The organism is Mucilaginibacter kameinonensis (assembly GCF_003675385.1).
GTDB lineage: Bacteria > Bacteroidota > Bacteroidia > Sphingobacteriales > Sphingobacteriaceae > Mucilaginibacter > Mucilaginibacter kameinonensis.
The window spans coordinates 1-19140 of sequence record NZ_RCWZ01000003.1 but is presented as its reverse complement, the minus strand read 5'-3'; the positions used below and the strand labels follow the sequence as shown (position 1 = coordinate 19140).

The following is a 19140-nucleotide window of genomic DNA, read 5'->3' as shown; positions in this document are numbered from 1 at the left end:
CCATTACCGAACGGTTTTAAATTAATTGGTTTTATTTAACTATTTGATTTTTAGTTATTTAAATAATTGGTACAGGTTTTACTATTTTAGATGTATAAACCGTTTACCTATGTTACGTAATTACATCAAAATAGCCTGGAGAAACCTCATCAAACACAAGGTTTTTTCGTTTATCAATATCTTCGGCTTAGCTACCGGTATTGCAGCGTTCTGGCTTATTAGCCTTTATGTGGTTGATGAATGGAGTTACGATCGTTATAACCTTAAGGCCGATCGTATTTTTCGCGTAGTGCAACATGGTACCTGGAACGGTGGGAAATTTAATTTAGCTGTTACATCACCACCTTATGCTCCTGCTTTAAAAAATGATTATCCAGAGGTTGAAGATGCAATTCGCATTGATGCTGAAGGTGGCGGCAAAATAACCTATGGTGAAAAACAGATCAACGAAGGTGGGATGTTGTTTACCGATAAAGGCTTCTTTAACCTGTTTACCCATCACTTTTTATCAGGCGATCCCAACGCCGCTTTAAGCAAACCACAAAGTATTGTTCTTACTAAAACCCTTGCCGAAAAACTGTTTGGGAATGCCGCCGATGCCCAGGATAAAACGGTGCTCATTGAAAATAGCCCAAATACAGTTACCGGGGTTATTGATGATGTGCCTGCAAATTCTCAGTTTACTTTCAATGCCTTGAGATCGCTGCCCGAGGGTTATACCGATACCTGGGCTAATTCTCATATCTACACCTACGTATTGCTGAAAAACCATGATGATTTTAAAAAGATCCAGGTCGGCTCCAACGCATTTTTTAACAAATACTTGAAAGGTGCGCTTGGTGCCGTTCAGTTCAGTATGGAGCTGCAACCGTTAACGTCGATTCACCTCAATTCGAATCTCGATTATGAGTTGGGCAGCAACGGCAATATCACCTATGTATATGTATTTGGCGCGGTGGCGTTGCTGATATTGGCCATTGCCGTTATCAATTACGTAAACCTTACCACAGCACGTTCATCAATACGCATAAAGGAAATTGGTGTACGCAAGGTTATCGGCTCAAGCAAAAAGCAACTGATCACAATGTTCTTTGCCGAATCTGTTTTGTTTACCCTGATAGCCGCGCTCATCGCCTCAGTAATGGTACAATTTCTATTGCCTTACTTTAATCAGCTTTCGGGGAAAAATTTGCTGCTGTTGCAGTTCGGTTTCAGCACAACGGTCATCATATTCAGCTTATTTGCTTTGGTAACCGGTGTTTTGAGCGGTTTATATCCGGCTTTGTTCTTATCCGGTTTCCGGACTATCGCGGCCATGAAAGGCCAGATGGGCAGCCAGGCTGCAACTATATTGTTCAGGAAGTCATTAGTGGTATTTCAGTTTGTAATTACCATTGTTATGATAGCCGGTTCGTGCATGATTTACAAGCAGTTGCATTATGTAATGAATAAGGACCTGGGTTTCAACAAGGCCCAAACGCTTACTTTTCATATCAGCGATAAATCAGCCCGGGGAAAAATAGCCGCCATTAAAAGTCAGCTGTTGCAAAACCCGGCTGTTGAGGCTGTAGGTATTGCCGGTAATCCGATAGGTAATAATGATATAGGCTCAGATTATTTTAACATCGGTTCGGATGGAAAAGCCAATGCTGAGTCAAAAGTAGTAGAGAACCTTATAATCGATGAGGATTTTATTCCAACCTTACAGATAAAGCTGGCTAAAGGACGCAATTTTTCTCAAGATATGAGTACAGACAAGCAGGAAGCCATCATTGTAAATCAAACGCTGGTTAACGAGATGGGATGGAAGGATGCTGTCGGGCGTTCGGTAAGGGTAGGTTTGGACAATAACGGCAACGTGATCAGCCGGAAAATAATAGGTGTAGTTAAAGATTTTAACACCTATTCCCTACAACACAAGGTAGCGCCTATGATGTTGTATTTGCCATTTACTGCTAACGATGAGGACAATATGTATGTCCGCATCGGCAAAAATAATATCCCCGCTACGCTTGATTACATCAGCAAGATCTATGGCAGGTTTGATATAGAAAACAAGGTTGAATTCCATTTCCTTGATCAAAACTTCGCCAGGCAATATCAATCAGAACAAAAGCAGGGCAACATCCTGCTCATATTCACCATACTCGCTATCAGTATTGCCTGCCTCGGCTTATTCGGACTGGTAACCTTTACTGCCGAGCAAAGGGTAAAGGAAATTGGCATCAGGAAAGTTTTAGGCGCGAGTGTAACCTCAATAGTTACCCTGTTGTCAAAAGATTTAATGAAACTGGTGTTGATAGCCACACTGATAGCGTCGCCGCTGGCTTGGTATGGCATGAGTAAATGGTTGCAAAGCTTTGCTTACCGGGTTGATATTAACTGGTGGATCTTTGCTGTAGCAGGTATCCTGGCTGTCATCATTGCTTTTGTAACCGTAAGCATACAGTCCGTAAGGGCTGCAAATGCTAACCCGGCTAAAAGCCTTAAAAATGAATAGTTTTAGTCATTAGGTCATTTGCTTCGCGTCATCAGGTCATTGAGTACTTTGATGGGCGCCGAAATTAGCAATGACTTAATGACCCAATGACTTAATGATATAAATTATGTTTAGAAATTATCTTAAAACAGCTTTCCGTACCCTGCGCAAAAACGTGGGGTTTACGGTTATAAATATACTGGGGCTTGCACTTGGGCTTGCTACCTGCCTCATGATTGTACTTTATGTAGCCGACGAACTGAGCTATGATCGTTATAATGAAAAAGCCAATCGCACGTACCGCGTTAACGAAGACTTGAAATTTGGCAACAATAACGTATTGTATGCCGTTGCAATGCCTCCGTTAGCGCAGGCTTTAAAAACAGATTTGCCTGAAGTGGAAGAAGCAACCCGGCTTAAAGCTGCCGGAGGTTTCCATGTTAAAAAAGGGAATGAAAGTATCCTGGAATATGGTAACGTTTATGCCGACCCATCGATATTTAACGTATTTACCTTGCCGATGATCAACGGCAATCCGGCAACGGCTTTGAAAGAGCCTAACACCGTTGTTATCACCGAATCTATTGCCAAAAAGTACTTTAATGGCACCAATGTGGTAGGTAAAACGCTGGCTATTGACAACAACCAGTTATTAAAAGTTACCGGGGTGATCGGGGACTTGCCAAAGCAATCGCACTTTCATTACGATTTTTTTATCTCGATGATAACCTGGCCCGATAGTCGTTCAGGTGAATGGTTAAGGAGCGACTATAACACCTATGTAGTATTAAAACCAGGTACTGACTCCAAATTATTTGAGAAGAAATTATCCGCCTTACTGAAAAAATACAGCGAGGGACAAATGCAAACTGCTTTGCATGTGAATATTGCGGATTTTGAGAAAAGCGGCAGTTATTTCAGGCTTAACCTTACCCCATTGACCGAGATCCATTTGCACTCAAATCGTACCGGCGAATTAGGCAGCAACAGTTCGGTACAGTATGTTTATATATTTTCGGCCATTGCCATATTTATACTGCTTATTGCCGGTATCAATTTCATGAACCTTTCTACAGCCCGTTCGGCCAACAGGGCCCGCGAGGTAGGCGTACGCAAGGTTTTAGGCTCACCGCGTAAATATTTAATAGCACAATTTTTAACCGAATCGGTAATGGTGACACTGGCCGCAGCTGTTATAGCGTTTTTTGCAGTGTTACTGCTTTTACCCTTGTTTAACCAGGTATCGGGGAAGGAACTGATCGTTGGTCCACAAACTCTGACCTGGTTGCTGCCTGCTTTGCTGGTTATTGTGTTGGTGGTAGGTTTCGCTGCCGGATCATATCCCGCATTTTTCCTTTCTTCATTTCAGCCTATTAATGTGTTAAGCGGTAAGCTGGCCGGTGGCTTCAAACGCAGCTGGCTCAGGAGTGTGTTGGTTGTTTTCCAGTTTTCCATTTCGATATTCCTCATTATAGGTACTATTGTTATTTATAACCAACTCAACTATATCCAAACAAAAAACCTGGGTTATAATCGTAACCAGGTGCTTGTTATCGATAACGCATTTGAGCTTGGCGGACACGCTAAATCTTTTAAAAATGAGATAAAGCAATTGCCAGGCGTGGTTAACGCTACTTTAACAGGTTATTTACCAACCGGAAAAAACAGGGGAACATCTATATTTTACAAAGAAGCGGCATCTGACCAAAAAACGGCCTTGTTTCCGCAAAGCTGGCGGATAGATGCTGATTATATCAGCACCCTTGGTATGAAGATATCTGCCGGTCGTGACTTTTCTGCCAGTATGCCAACTGATTCATCGGGCTTGGTGATCAACGAAACTGCTGCTAAATTTTTAGGCTTCGCCAATCCTATAAATAAAACCCTGTACCGCAATATGGATGGCAACAGGGATCATATCAAACCTTATCATATCATAGGGGTTGTAAAAGATTTCAATTTCAACTCGCTGCGGGAAAATATCAGTCCGATGATTTTTTTAATGGACGAAGACACCGGCAACCTGAGTGTTAGGGTGAGCACCGCTAATTTACCTGCCCTTATCGACCAGATAAAAACTAAATGGCAGGGCATGACCCAAAGCCAGTTTAGCTACTCCTTTATGGATCAGGACTTTGATTCCAACTATCGCACAGAGCAACGTACCGGTACCATAGCTATTATATTTACAGTGCTGGCCATTTCTATTGCTTGCCTTGGTTTGTTTGGCTTAGCTGCTTACGCCGCCGAACAACGCACCAAAGAAATAGGGATCCGTAAAGTGCTTGGTGCAAGTGTATCTGCCATAGTAAACACATTATCAAAAGATTTTATAAAACTGGTATTGATCTCCATTGCCATAACTACGCCTTTAGCCTGGTACCTGATGAACAAATGGTTGCAGGATTTTGCCTACCGCATCAGCATACAGTGGTGGGTACTGGTATTGGCCGGCGCAGGAGCAGTGCTGATAGCTGTTGTTACCGTAAGTTTCCAGTCAGTAAAAGCAGCCCTGGCAAACCCGGTTAATAGCCTTAAAAACGAGTAGCAGTTTGCAATGGCAGTACGCAGTTTTATAATGTACACAAATGAACGAATGAACAATTGAACCAATAAACCATGTTTAAAAATTACCTTAAAACCGCTTTCCGCACATTGAAAAAAAATGTGGGATTTACCGCAATTAATGTTTTTGGTTTAGCTCTTGGGCTGGCTACGTGTCTGCTGATTGTATTTTACGTAGTCGATGAACTTAGTTACGATAAATTTAATACAAAGGCTGATAGAATTTACCGTGCCAATATGCAGATCAAGTTTGGCGGTATCGACCAAACTTATGCATCCTCACCGGCACCCCTTGGTGCTACTTTTCAAAATGATTACCCAGAGGTTGAACGGGCCTGCCGTTTATTGCAGCGCGGTGGTTACAACGTAAAAAAAGGCAACCAAGTCATCCACGAAAACCGTGTGGTTTTAGCCGACTCGACCCTGTTTGATGTATTTACGCTGCCTATGGTGGCCGGCGACCCGAAAAAGGCGCTGGTTGAACCCCATACTGTAGTGATAACAGAAAGCACAGCCAAACGTTATTTTAACACCACACAGGCTGTAGGTAAAACTTTCACGTTTGATGAAAGGGAGCTTTACAAAGTTACCGGCGTGATCAGAGATTTGCCTAAACAATCGCATTTTCATTATGATTTTTTCCTGTCGATGGCATCCGCGCAGGAAAGTAAAGAGAATGCCTGGTTCAGCAATAACTTTAATACCTATGTGCTGCTCAAACCGGGTGTAGATGCTAAAAAGTTTGAGGCTAAGTTCCCTGCCTTGATGCGTAAATATGCCGGGCCGCAGTTGCAGGATATTTTGCATCTCAATTTCGATTCGTTTGAAAGTGCGGGAAACAGGTATCAATTGAGCCTTGCGCCATTGAAAGATATTCACCTTAAATCAAACCTCATGTCGGAGCTTGATCATAACGGTAGTATCCAGTATGTATACATTTTTGGCGCTGTGGCTATTTTTATATTGCTGATAGCTTGTGTCAACTTCATGAACCTTTCAACCGCCCGCTCGGCAAACCGTGCCCGCGAGGTAGGGGTACGTAAGGTACTCGGCTCGAGGCGCAAATCGCTTATCGCCCAGTTCCTGTCAGAATCTATCATGGTAACCTTTTTGGCAACCGTAATAGCGATGCTGATAGCTTATTTCCTGCTACCGGTATTCAATAATATTTCGGGTAAAGCTATGGAGCTTAGCGTTGGCTCATTGGTTTGGCTTGTTCCGGCATTGCTGCTTACCGTTTTAGTGATCGGCTTTTTGGCAGGTTCATATCCGGCATTTTTCCTTTCGGCATTCCAGCCTATTGATGTTTTAAAAGGGAAACTTTCATCAGGTTTTAAGGGAGGGATGCTGAGGAGCTCGTTGGTGGTGTTCCAGTTTTTTATCTCCATCACGCTCATTATTGGTACGTTGGTCATTTATAATCAGCTTAAGTATATCCAGAATAAAGATCTCGGCTATAATCGCAGCCAGGTATTGGTTGTGCATGGTGTATATGATCTTGGGGCGCAGAGCAAAGTATTCAGGGATGAAGTAAAACAATTGCCCGGCGTAATGGGGGTAACCATGACCGGCTTTTTACCAACTTCTGATTACCGCAACAGCAGCAGTGTTTTCCAGGAGCGTGCTCTTGATCCTAAAAAGGCGGTATTGGCTCAAACCTGGGTGGTTGATGACAGTTATCTGTCAACGCTTGGGATCAAGTTAACCAAGGGTCGCAATTTTTCGAGTCAGATGCCTACCGATTCGGCGGCTATGATCGTCAATGAAACTGCGGCAAAACTGATGGGGGTAAAAGATCCGCTTAATAAACCTATGTATTTGCCTATGGATAACATGGCTAAAACATTCAAGGAATACCATATTGTTGGCGTGATCAAGGATTTCAATTTTGCTTCTCTGCGTAACAATGTTACCCCGGTAATATTGATGTATGGCGAAAATACAGGCGCCCTAAGTGTAAAAGTCAATACGGCTAACATTACGGCTTTGATGAGCACGATCAAGGATAAGTGGAAATCCATAAAGCCGGGTAAGGAGTTTGAATATACATTTATGGATGAGGATTTTGATTCATCATACCGTGCCGAGCAACGCATGGGCACTATATTCATCATTTTTACCAGCTTAACTATCATTATTGCTTGTTTAGGTCTATTCGGCCTTGCCGCTTACTCTGCCGAACAGCGTACTAAGGAAATAGGGATTCGCAAGGTGCTTGGCGCCAACGTGGCGGCTATTGTGGGCATGCTCTCAAAGGATTTTATAAAACTGGTTGCTATAGCTATAGTAATAGCTATTCCGGTGGCCTGGTTTGCCATGCAGCAGTGGCTTCAGGGTTTTGCCTACCGTCAAAATATACAATGGTGGGTAGTGGTGCTGGCCGCGGTTTCAGCTGTGCTGATCGCTTTTATAACCATCAGTTTTCAATCTATTAAAGCGGCATTGGCCAACCCGGTGAGGAGTTTGAAGAATGAATAGCAGTAGCAGTAAGGAATTAGTGGCAGTTGCAGTGGCAGGGTGCCGTAAGTAAGGTGTTTGAGGGATGAGTGGCAGTTTGCAGTTAAAATATTCCCCGAGCCCGTGTCCTCACGGGCTTTTTTGTGCTCTATGATGATAAAATTATTTTCACCGTCATGCAACGTATCAGCTAATGGCTTGGTCTTGTATATATAAACCAAATGTCATTATTATGAAAAAGTATTTACTCGTGTTGTTTATAGCCTGCGCAGGCGGCAGCGCTTTTGCTCAAAATAACCAGAAAACACCATATCTAACCAAATCGTTATCCGGCCAGTCAATTAAAGATGTGTTTGTTAATACATCGGGTGGTAGTATCACCGTTAGCGGCGCGTCTGGCGAAGAGCCAAGGGTTGAGGTTTTTATACAAGGCAATAACGGCAATGGCGACCTGCCGAAAGAGGAGATTAAAAAGCGCCTTGAAGAAAATTACGATTTAAGTATTGATGTTAATGGCGGTGAGCTTCATGCTAAGGCTAAAACAAAAAAAGATAACAACTGGGACTGGAAAAGGTCATTGAGCATATCTTTCCGCGTGTATGTACCCGGTAATGTAGCAACCAACCTAAACACCAGTGGCGGCAGCATCCATTTGGATAATTTAACCGGCATTCAGCAATTTGAAACCAGCGGTGGCAGTCTGCATATGGATAAAATTACCGGTACTATCAAGGGCCGTACCTCAGGCGGCAGCATTCACGTAAGTGATTCAAAAGAAAATATCGACCTGCAAACTTCAGGCGGCAGCATTGAAGCCCGCAATTGCATGGGGCATATCAAACTGGAAACATCGGGCGGTTCATTGCACCTTGATGGTTTAAAAGGCGATATCAAAGCAACTACCAGTGGTGGTAGCATCAGCGGTAACAAAATTGATGGCGATTTCATTACAGGCACCTCTGGCGGTAGCATTAACCTTACCGATTTGTCATGCAGTCTTGATGCTTCAACAAGCGCGGGTAGCTTCCATGCCCAGTTTTTAAGTGTAGGTAAATCAGTAAAAATTGACGTAAGCTCAGGCCATGTTGATCTGCAATTGCCATCAAAACAAGGCTTGAACCTTGATATACGTGCTGATAAGATTGAAACTAATCTTGGTGATGGTTTTTCAGGAAATAAAGATAAAGAAAGGGTAGAGGGTAAACTTAACGGCGGCGGCTCATTAGTTGAAGTACGCGGCAGCAATAGGGTTAATCTTACTGTAAATTAATAAGGATAGCAATCATACTGTAAAGGCCTGTTACTAATTTAAGTAACAGGCCTTTTGTATTAACAGGAGTGTATCATAACCGTACACAAGGTGTTACGTCTTCGTACAGTTTAGGTTGGAAATAAATTGCAACTTATTGATAGTTAGGTATTTTATTTATTGGTATGCATTTTAAAACCATAAAACAGGTTAACCGTACACTCATGATCAAAAACTATATTAAAACCGCATGGCGTAACTTAAAACGCAATAAGATATTCTCATTTATTAATGTTTTTGGTTTATCAGTTGGTTTAGCCTGCTGTATGTTGATCTGTGCCTATGTGTACAGCGAGTTAAACTACGATCAGTACCCGGCTCAAGCAAAACAAATGTATCGTGTTGGTTTACGCTCCATTGAAAATAATGGCGTAAGCGAATACCCTTTGGTAGATATTGCAGTAGGACAGGGTATCAAAAACATGTTTCCCGAAGTAAAGGAAACCACAAGGCTTGCCGGTCGCGGGCCGGTTTTTATCAAATATAACGACAGGCAGTTTAAGGAAGAGCGCGTGCAAATGATAGATGCCAATTTCTTTCGCCTGTTTTCGATACCATTGATTGATGGTGATGATAAAAACTGCTTTACCGACCCTAACAGCATGGTGATCACCAAGGCTATGGCCACCAAATATTTTGGTAACCAGGAAGCAGTTGGTAAATCACTTACTATCGATGGTTCGCCTTACAAGGTAACGGGAGTAATTGACAAAATACCGGATGATTCGCATTTCCATGGTGACGCGTTTTTGAATATGGCCCCCTTTGTTGAAAATAGAAAACAGACCTGGAGCAATATTGGCTATTTTACCTATATAGTGTTAAATGAAAATGCCGATGCTAAAAAGCTGGAAGCAGCTTTCCCGGAGATGGTGAGAAAATTTGTGGTGCCCGAAATTGCGCACGACATGGGCACAAGCATAGCCCAGGCAAGCAAATCTGTAAATACTTTCCAGTTTTTCCTACAGGCGCTAAGCGATATTCACCTGCATTCGGCAACCAAATATGAATTGGAGCCCAATGGCGATATTCATTATATATATATTTTCGGGGCACTGGCTGCTTTTATATTGATACTGGCCTGTATCAATTTTACCAACCTGTCTACAGCAAGTTCGGCTAAGCGATCAAAAGAAGTAGGGATCCGTAAGGTACTCGGTTCAGAAAAAAGCGGACTGGTTTCTCAGTTCCTTACCGAATCGGTTATGCTAACCTTTTGGGCTTTGTTATTGGCCTTAGGCATGGTATACCTGTTATTACCGTTATTTAACAACTTAGCCGGAAAGCATATTGAACTTGGATTTTTCCTGAGCCCTAAGGCTTTGCTTGTAGAATTATTTACCGCTTTTGTTGTTGGTATTCTGGCAGGTATTTATCCGGCGTTCTTCCTTTCATCATTCCAGATCATTGCCGTATTGAAAGGCAACGGCGCTACCAAAGCCGAAGGAAAAGGTGTTTTACGCAGCGGATTGATCATTTTCCAGTTCGCGGTATCAACAGCGCTTATCATATCAACTTTTGTGGTGTACCAGCAACTGCATTATATGCAAAATAAAAAACTGGGTTATGATAAAGACCAGGTATTAGTAATTAACGATGCCTACATACTGGGCAATAACGCGGATGCTTTCAGAAATCAGCTTTTGCGCAATCCGCAGGTGTTAAATGCTACGATATCAAGCAGTGTGCCGGGCAAATTAGCTGGTATTGACGGTACTCAGATTGACGCCAAAGAATTTGATGGCAAGGGTGGCCATGCCGAAATCCATACCAATATTTACCATGTTGATGAAAATTATGTTCCTACTTTAGGTTTAAAAGTAATTAATGGGCGTAATTTTTATCCGTCATTTCCCGGCGATTCTATGTCGGTTGTGGTGAACGAAATCTTGGTTAAAGGTTTGGGCTGGGGTAATTCGAATCCCATTGGTAAAACCATCGTGCGTTCGGCCCGTTCGCAGTATAAGGTAGTGGGTGTAATTAAAGATTTTCATTATGCTTCGGCCCGACAAAAAATCGCACCGTTGATGCTATTATCAGGACATAGTACCGGCACTATTATTTTAAAGGTTAAGACAGGAGATATAAAATCGCTTATTGCCGGTATTAAAACCGAGTGGGACAATTTCAGACCGGAAGCTCCTTTCAGCTATTCCTTCCTCGATGAGCAATATGCTTCACTTTACGCTTCAGAACAACAGACAGGAAAGATATTTACCGTATTCTCCTGCATTGCTTTAGTTATTGCCAGCTTAGGTTTATTTGGCCTGGCCGCGTTTATGATCAGGCTAAGGGTTAAGGAAATAGGTATCCGCAAAGTGTTAGGCGCTTCAACCAGCAGCATTACGGTAATGTTATCGAAAGAGTTTTTAAGGTTGATTGTCATCGCATCAATCATATCATTCCCCGTTACGTGGTTTGCAATGAATAAATGGCTGCAGGATTTTGCCTATCGCATCAGCATACAATGGTGGGTGTTTTTATTAGCAGGAGCTATAGCGCTGATAGTAGCGGCAATAACAATAAGTTTTCAATCGGTTAAAGCGGCCTTGGCCAATCCGGTTAAAAGTTTACGTTCCGAATGAAGAATCATTAAGTCATTTGCTTCGCATCCTTGGGTCATTGACGCGATACGAAGTAAATGATTTGATAAAAATGACTTAATGACCTAATGAAATAATGACATAAATTATGATAAAGAATTATTTACGGAGTGCCTTTCGCAATATTGCACGGCATAAATTTATTTCGTTCATCAATATATCGGGTTTAACTATCGGGTTAACCTGTTGTCTGCTTATTTTAACTTATATAGTTAAAGAGCTCAGTTATGATAAATTTAATCATAATGCCCCCAATATTTACCGGGTGAGTCGGAGTTTCAATACGGCCGATGGTGTTGTTAACCTGCATTTGGGCGCTGTAGCGCCGCCTTTTGGTCCGCTGTTGAAAAACGAGTTCCCGGATATAAAAAAGGTTACCCGGTTGTTCCCTAACGGAGATGTGGTTTTGCGTTATAAGGATAAGCTACTAACCGAAAAGGGATCTTATTTTGCAGATGAAAACTTCCTCAGTTTCTTCGACCTGAAAACGGTGGCTGGCGACCCTAAAACCGCCCTTAGCGAGCCGTATACAGTAATGATGACCGAGGATATGGCACGCAAATACTTCGGTAACGAAGATCCTATGAACAAGGAGATAAGGCTTGATAACCAGTTTAACTTTAAGGTTACCGGTATTTTCAAACCCTTTCCGGCCAATTCCCAAATGCACCCTCAAATGCTAATATCATTTAATACTTTAAATGATGATAAGGTTTATGGACGGAACGCATTAGCCACCAATTGGGGCAATAACTCATTTTTTACCTATCTGTTGTTGCCCGATAATTATAATATTGATCGCATCAGCTCGCAGTTTCCTGCCTTTATAGATAAGTACATGAATTCTCCCGGCCAGCCGCGCCAGTCTAAATTCACACAGTTGCATATTCAAAGGTTCCTGGATATTCACTTACACTCGCATCTTGATGATGAAGTAGAGCAAAACGGGGATATAAAAAGGGTTTATATATTTTCGGCCATCGCTTTGTTTATCTTGCTCATAGCCTGTATCAACTACATGAACCTCTCAACAGCCCGCTCAACACTAAGGGCCAAAGAGATTGGGATCCGGAAGGTGATAGGCGCGCAGCAAAAAGAGATCATTACCCAGTTTTTAAGCGAATCGGTATTGATCACTTATTTTTCACTTGCACTGGCACTCATCTTAACCTGGGCATTGTTGCCGCTCATTAACCAGCTTTCGGAGCTTGATTTGTCAATCAGCAGTTTGTTTCAACCATCTATATTAACTGCAGTATTGCTGTTGCCTTTGGTGATCGGGCTTATCAGCGGTATTTATCCGGCTATATTTATGTCGTCGTTTAAACCGATAAAGGTTTTAAAGGGGATCCTCAAAGTTGGGTCAGGAAATATCTCTTTCCGCAAGGTGTTGGTGGTTGTTCAGTTTTCTATTTCGATCATTCTTATTGTTGCTACTACAATAGTTTTTCAGCAGTTAAGATACATACAGACAAAATCACTTGGTTTTAATAAAGATCACCTGGTTACCTTAAAAGGTATCCCGGCTAATCAGTTTGAAGCTTTCAGGGCAGATATATTACGCGACCCAGCCATAAAGGATATTGGCCGTTCATCGCGTATTCCATCAGGTCGGTTATTGGACGATCAGGGTGTTTCTGTTTTTGATGGCGATAAACCGCTACCTGTTAAAGCTGATATTAAATGCATCAACGCCGATTATGGCTTTATCTCAACCTACGGCATAAGGATGGCCGCGGGTAGAAACTTCAGTCGTGAGTTTGCTACCGATAGCAATAACTTTGTGATCAATTCATCGGCAGTGAGTGTATTGGGATGGAAATCGCCTGAGAATGCTATTGGTAAGAATATGAGCTACGGCGGTGTTAAAGGAAAGGTGATAGGCGTGGTTAAAGACTTTCATTTTGAATCATTACATCAAAATATCATCCCGCTGTTAATGGAGATGCCCTCATTTGCTAATAATAATTATGGAAAGGTAACTGTTAAAATCGATGGTAATCATGTTAATTCGGCATTAGCAACCCTTGAGCAAACCTGGAAAAAATATCAATCCGAAACACCGTTTGAATACAGCTTCCTTGATGAAAGGTTCCAAAAGTTATACAACAGCGAGCAGGAACAAGGCAACTTGTTTACCATATTTTCATGCCTGGCGATATTTATTGCGTGTTTAGGCCTGTTTGGACTTTCGGCCTTCACCATATCGCAACGGGTAAAAGAAATTGGTGTACGCAAAGTGCTTGGAGCCAGCATCCCGCAAATTGTTACCGAATTATCAAAAGACTTTTTGAAGCTGGTAATTGTAGCGGCAGTAATTGCATTGCCAATTGCCTGGTATGCCATGAGCAAATGGCTGCTTGATTTTGCTTTCAGGGTAAGCATACAATGGTGGGTATTTGTTATGGCCGGGGTAATAGCGCTAATCATTGCTTTTGCCACTATCAGCTATCAATCTATCAAAGCCGCAATGGCCAACCCGGTTAAGAGTTTGCGTTCTGAATAATAACTGGTCATTAGGTCATTTGCTTTTCGTCATTGGGTCATTTTTTGATCTGGCGGAAGTTTAATGACTTAATGACGCAATGAATAATGACCAATAAGATGTTTAAAAACTATTTCAAAATCGCGTTGCGTAACTTTTGGCGGCATAAATTTTTTACGTTCGTTAATGTAATCGGCTTATCTATAGGGATCAGTTCGGCGCTGGTTATTTATCTCATTGTACATTTTGATTTTACATTTAATCAAAACTTTGATGATAGCAGCCGGATTTACAGGGTAGTATCAAACTACACTTTCTCAGGCGAGGAAGCACATAACCGAGGGGTATCCGGGGCAGTTCCTGAAGCCGTGCGGAACAACGTGAGCGGAGTGGAGCTAACTGCACCATTTTTTGAGCTGAGCCAACCTAACGTGCTTGTTCCGGGAAAAGGTGGTGTACCTGTTAAATTTAAATTACAGGATAACGTAATTCTTGCGGACGGGCGTTACTTCAGCATGTTTAAGTATAATTGGTTAGTCGGCTCGGCAAAAACAGCTTTGAATGCACCCAATCAAACCGTATTAACGGCCGATCAGGCTACAAAATACTTCCCCAAACTTTCATACAATGAAATGCTTGGCCGCGTTATCACGTATGACACTGTTAGCGCCGCTGTTACCGGTATAGTTGAACCATTGAAAGGAAATAACGATTTCGCTTTTCATGATTTTCTTTCTTATTCAACTGCAAAAAATAACAAAGCCCTTTCTGATGAGTTAAGGTTAGATGATTGGGGAGGTACTACTTCATCGTCGATACTATTTGTTAAGTTGGCCCCAAATGCTTCGGTCAGCAATTTCGAAAAGCAACTGAATCTTATTCTGAAAAAGAATAATCCCCCGAAACCAGAAAATAAAGGCAATACACGTAATTTTACTTTACAACCGCTAAGTAATCTTCATTTTAACAATGTATACTATACGTTTTCTTCAGGTCGGGTAGCTGATAAGCCAACGCTTTACGGTTTGCTGGCCATAGCTGCGTTTTTGCTTTTGCTTGGCTGTATCAACTTTGTTAACCTAACAACTGCCCAAGCAACCCAAAGAGCTAAGGAAATTGGTGTGCGTAAAACAATGGGAAGTAGCAGGGCTCAGCTGATTATCCAGTTTTTATGCGAAACATTTTTTATAACCATTATCGCGGTAGTTATTTCTGTGGTACTCGCACCGGTTATATTAAAGTTGTTTAAAGATTTCATTCCCGAAGGTATCAAGCTCGATTTGCTGCACCAGCCAAACCTGTTCATATTCCTTTTTTTATTAACGATAGCGGTAAGTCTTTTATCCGGCTTTTATCCAGCAGCTTTATTATCGGGGTACAAGCCAGTATTGGTACTAAAAAATCAGGCATCGTCAAATAGCAGCAAAACCCGGAATGCGTGGTTGCGCAAATCGCTTACGGTAACCCAACTTGTAATAGCCCAGTTTTTTATAATGGCCACTGTGCTGGTAAGCAAGCAAATTCATTATGCCCTTAACAAGGATATGGGTTTTAAAAAAGACGCCATACTGATCATTAACTCGCCCTGGAAAAACCGCACTATAAGTCGTAACCAGGTGTTCATGAATAAATTGAAGGCAATACCGCAGGTTGATTTAATTAGTTTAGGTAAAGATGCTCCCTCGTCAAGCGGTACCAACTCAACCGAGGCCACTTACAAGGATGGCAAAAAGGAAACCAAGCTTGAACTCTACGAAAGGTTTGGCGATCCTAACTATATCAATGTATACAAAATCAAACTGCTTGCAGGGCGTAATTTGCAGGCCGGTGATAGCACCAGCGGTTTTTTAATCAATAAGAACTATGCTAATCTTATTGGTTTTAAAAATCCTAACGGAGCTGTAGGTAAGTATATTGATAAATTTAATGGTGATACCAGAATGCAGATTGTTGGTGTGGTTAATGATTTTCATTTGGAGTCATTGCATTCAACTGTAAAACCTACCTGTATCCTTATCAGCAATAGCTACGATAATCATGGTACTTTCCATATCGCACTAAAACCGCAAACTGCCGGAGGCAATGAATGGAAAAAAGCTATCGCATCGATGGAAAAGGCCTGGAAAGAGATTTATCCCGAAGATGATTTTGAATATCACTTTTTTGATGAAAACATAGCTAAGTTTTATGATGCTGAACAACATACCTCAACTTTGTTAACCTGGGCTACCGGCTTATCTATATTTATCAGCTGCCTTGGCTTATTGGGGCTGGCTATCTACAATACCAATCAGCGCACCAAGGAAATAGGTGTACGCAAAGTGCTGGGGGCAACCGTAACCCAGATAGTCACTATGCTATCAACCGAACTGGTGATGCTTATCGGGCTGGCCTTTATACTGGTGACACCATTGGCCTGGTATGCAATGAACAAGTGGATGGAAAGCTTCGCAGATCGTACCACTATAAGCTGGTGGATTTTTGTAGTAAGCGGAGGAGGAATGCTGTTGACGGCGTTGATCACCTCAAGTTTTCAAACTATTCGGGCCGCATTGGCAAACCCTACTAAGAGCTTGAGAAGTGAGTAAAGCAGTTCGCAGTGGCAGTTAGCAGCTGGAAGCCCCAATGAACTAATGAACAATTGAACCAATGAACTACTATGTTTAAGAATTATTTTAAGGTTGCGTTTCGCAATATAGGTAAACACCGTACCACAAGTATTATCAATATTGCCGGGCTTACTGTTGGTATTACCGCTGCTGTATTTATTATGCTCTGGGTACAAAACGAGCTTAGTTTTGATAATTACCATAACGATGTTGATCAGATCTATCGCGTAAAGGCAAAGCTTACGTTGACTAAGAACGAAACCTGGGTTTGGGAATCGTCGCCTTATTTGTTAGGTGGGGTAGCCAAAAAGGAAATTCCTGAAGTTAAAGATTATACTTTTTTATGGCCCGGTTATATGATCATTGTTCATAATAAGGGGCAGCTGATCTCCGAAAAAAAGTATGCTTATGTTGATGCTAACTGGTTTAAAGTTTTCCATTACGATTTTGTTGATGGCAGCGCCGAAAGCTTTTCTAAAAATCCGTTTAGCTTAATCCTCACGCAGTCGACCGCAAAAAAATACTTTGGCAATAACCAGGCTGTGGGTAAAATGCTTAGGGTTGATAGTGTCAATTACCAGGTGCAGGCTGTGGTTAAGGATAATCCCGCTAATTCAACTTTTCAGTATGATATGTTGATCCCGGTTGAAGCGAAGCTGAGCAATCCGCACGAAAAAGAGCAATCAACGCATTGGGGGAATTACAGCGGACTTACATTTCTTAAGTTGCAACCCGGCGTAAAAACAAACGAAACAGCTAAGAAGCTTACCGATATTATCAGGAAAAATAATAAGGACAGCGAAAATACAGCACTAAGCGTGATCGGCCTGAAGGATATGCATTTTGAAAACGACTTACAAAGCTCATCTTTTGAACATGGCAACCGCAGGCTGGTTAGCATATTTATGATCCTGGCCGTATTGCTTCTGGCAACTGCCTGTATTAACTACGTAAACCTTACAACCGCACGTGCAAGTGTGCGCTCAAAAGAGGTAAGTGTACGTAAAATAGTAGGAGCAGGCAGGTTCCAGTTATTCGGTCAGTTTATGTCCGAATCGTTGGTGATGAGTGTATTGGCTTTGATTTTTTCAATTATTTGTATCCAGGTATTTATGCCGTGGTTTAACAGTGTAACCGAAAAACATTTTAGTCAACCCTTAGCGTCAACAGCGACATGGATCATATTACTGGGCACATTACTGTTAAGTTTTATATTTAACGGTCTTTACCCGGCTATTTTGTTATCCTCGTTTAAGCCGTTAAGTGTTTTTAAAGGTCGGAGCGCGTTAAATTTTAAAGACGGCGGCATTCGTAAAGCATTGGTTATTGTGCAGTTTGGTATTTCGGTTATGCTTATCATTTGTACTATGGTTATCTATCGCCAGCTGGATTTTATGCAGAAGGCTGACCTCGGTTACAATCGTGAGCACGTTTTTTCTTTCCGGATTCCGTGGAATGTGTTAGGGTTTGATGATAAAAAACGGGTTTCGATGCTGAGCGGTATCGCGAATGAGCTTCGGGAACAAAGCGCAATAAAAGAGGTAGCCCAGTCACAGAGCGATGACTTTTATAATAATGGCACCAAAATGTCAGGCTCGATGGATTGGGATGGCCGCCCTAAAGACTACAAGCCTTCCGTAGCTACATTATCGGCTGATGAAAATTTTCAGCAAATGATGAGCCTGAAAATGAAGGATGGACATTGGTTTGGAAAGGCCAATGCTGACCAGCATAATGTGATCTTAAATGAGACCGCAGTAAAGCAATTAGGAGTTCGTAACCCAATTATCGGACAACGGTTTAAGTTTAATGGCGATTCGGGAGTTGTGGTCGGTGTGGTTAAAGATTTTAACTTCAGGAGTCTACATGAAAAAATTGGCCCAATGGTCATAAACAACCATACCGATTGGGCAGGTAGTTTCTACATAAAAACAGCTTCGGGAAATACAGCGGGGGCTATCAGGGCGGCACAAGAGGTGTGGAACCAATTTGTGCCCGATCAACCGTTTGCATACAGTTTTTTAGATGAAGGTTATAACAAATTATATCACGCCGAGCAACGCTCTTCAACATTGATCACAGTATTTGCTTCGATAGCCATTGCTATATCAGCAATGGGCCTGCTGGGGCTGGCTGCCTTTGCTGCTGAGCAGCGCGTAAAGGAGATCGGGATCCGCAAGGTGCTTGGTGCGAGTGTTCAAAGTATCATCAGGCTGTTGTCGGCAGATTTTTTGAAAACGGTATTGATTGCAAACCTCGTCGCGTTTCCGGTTGCCTGGTATATGATGAACAAATGGCTGCAGGATTTCGCTTATCGCATTGATATTTCCTGGTGGATGTTTGCCGTGGCAGCCTGCATTGCATTGATCGTCGCGTTGTTAACAGTAAGCATCCAGTCTATCAAAGTCGCGCTGGCCAATCCGGTTAAGAGTTTAAGGAGCGAGTAGGAAGCCGAAGGCTTAAAGCTCAAGGTAAAAAGCCGGAAGTATTATTGTTACTTCTGGCTTTTTACAATATTTCTCTTTGGTGAAAACAAAGTAACTCACGGTGCATTGTCCTCTAACCTCTAACCTCTAACCTCTAACCTCTAACCTCTAACCTCTAACCTCTAACCTCTAACCTCTAACCTCTAA

At 42.1% G+C, this 19140-nt stretch carries 8 protein-coding genes; all 8 read left to right on the top strand.

Annotated features, from left to right (window positions below; all coding sequences use genetic code 11):
• Nucleotides 1-109: 109 nt before the first annotated feature.
• The 8 genes from EAH55_RS13180 to EAH55_RS13145 all read left to right on the top strand — a co-directional run bounded on the left by EAH55_RS13180 (nucleotide 110) and on the right by EAH55_RS13145 (nucleotide 18954).
• Complete coding sequence (locus EAH55_RS13180) at nucleotides 110-2500, top strand: ABC transporter permease (RefSeq protein WP_121810071.1); 2391 nt, start codon at nucleotides 110-112, stop codon at nucleotides 2498-2500.
• Between the two features lie 106 nt (nucleotides 2501-2606).
• Nucleotides 2607-5027: an ABC transporter permease gene (locus tag EAH55_RS13175; protein WP_121810070.1), complete on the top strand. Its 2421-nt coding sequence runs from the start codon at nucleotides 2607-2609 to the stop codon at nucleotides 5025-5027.
• 71 nt (nucleotides 5028-5098) lie between these two features.
• Nucleotides 5099-7522: an ABC transporter permease gene (locus EAH55_RS13170; protein ID WP_121810069.1), complete on the top strand. Its 2424-nt coding sequence runs from the start codon at nucleotides 5099-5101 to the stop codon at nucleotides 7520-7522.
• Nucleotides 7523-7733: 211 nt separating this feature from the next.
• Nucleotides 7734-8771: a DUF4097 family beta strand repeat-containing protein gene (locus tag EAH55_RS13165; RefSeq protein ID WP_121810068.1), complete on the top strand. Its 1038-nt coding sequence runs from the start codon at nucleotides 7734-7736 to the stop codon at nucleotides 8769-8771.
• 164 nt (nucleotides 8772-8935) lie between these two features.
• Nucleotides 8936-11395, top strand: a complete 2460-nt coding sequence (locus tag EAH55_RS13160; protein WP_208644845.1) for an ABC transporter permease — start codon at nucleotides 8936-8938, stop codon at nucleotides 11393-11395.
• Nucleotides 11396-11501: 106 nt separating this feature from the next.
• Entirely contained in the window at nucleotides 11502-13919 is a 2418-nt protein-coding gene (locus tag EAH55_RS13155; RefSeq protein WP_121810067.1) for an ABC transporter permease, read from the top strand.
• A 98-nt stretch (nucleotides 13920-14017) separates the two neighbouring features.
• Nucleotides 14018-16486: an ABC transporter permease gene (locus EAH55_RS13150; RefSeq protein WP_162996860.1), complete on the top strand. Its 2469-nt coding sequence runs from the start codon at nucleotides 14018-14020 to the stop codon at nucleotides 16484-16486.
• 71 nt (nucleotides 16487-16557) lie between these two features.
• Nucleotides 16558-18954 (top strand): ABC transporter permease, encoded by a 2397-nt coding sequence (locus tag EAH55_RS13145; protein WP_121810065.1) that lies wholly within the window; start codon nucleotides 16558-16560, stop codon nucleotides 18952-18954.
• Nucleotides 18955-19140: the final 186 nt, after the last annotated feature.

Excerpts from the sequence above, each read along its gene's own strand:
- EAH55_RS13165 (WP_121810068.1), top strand. The coding sequence starts at position 7,734 with ATGAAAAAGTATTTACTCGTGTTGTTTATAGCCTGCGCAGGCGGCAGC.
- EAH55_RS13155 (WP_121810067.1), top strand. The coding sequence starts at position 11,502 with ATGATAAAGAATTATTTACGGAGTGCCTTTCGCAATATTGCACGGCAT.
- EAH55_RS13160 (WP_208644845.1), top strand. The coding sequence starts at position 8,936 with ATGCATTTTAAAACCATAAAACAGGTTAACCGTACACTCATGATCAAA.
- EAH55_RS13180 (WP_121810071.1), top strand. The coding sequence starts at position 110 with ATGTTACGTAATTACATCAAAATAGCCTGGAGAAACCTCATCAAACAC.
- EAH55_RS13150 (WP_162996860.1), top strand. The coding sequence starts at position 14,018 with ATGTTTAAAAACTATTTCAAAATCGCGTTGCGTAACTTTTGGCGGCAT.
- EAH55_RS13170 (WP_121810069.1), top strand. The coding sequence starts at position 5,099 with ATGTTTAAAAATTACCTTAAAACCGCTTTCCGCACATTGAAAAAAAAT.
- EAH55_RS13175 (WP_121810070.1), top strand. The coding sequence starts at position 2,607 with ATGTTTAGAAATTATCTTAAAACAGCTTTCCGTACCCTGCGCAAAAAC.
- EAH55_RS13145 (WP_121810065.1), top strand. The coding sequence starts at position 16,558 with ATGTTTAAGAATTATTTTAAGGTTGCGTTTCGCAATATAGGTAAACAC.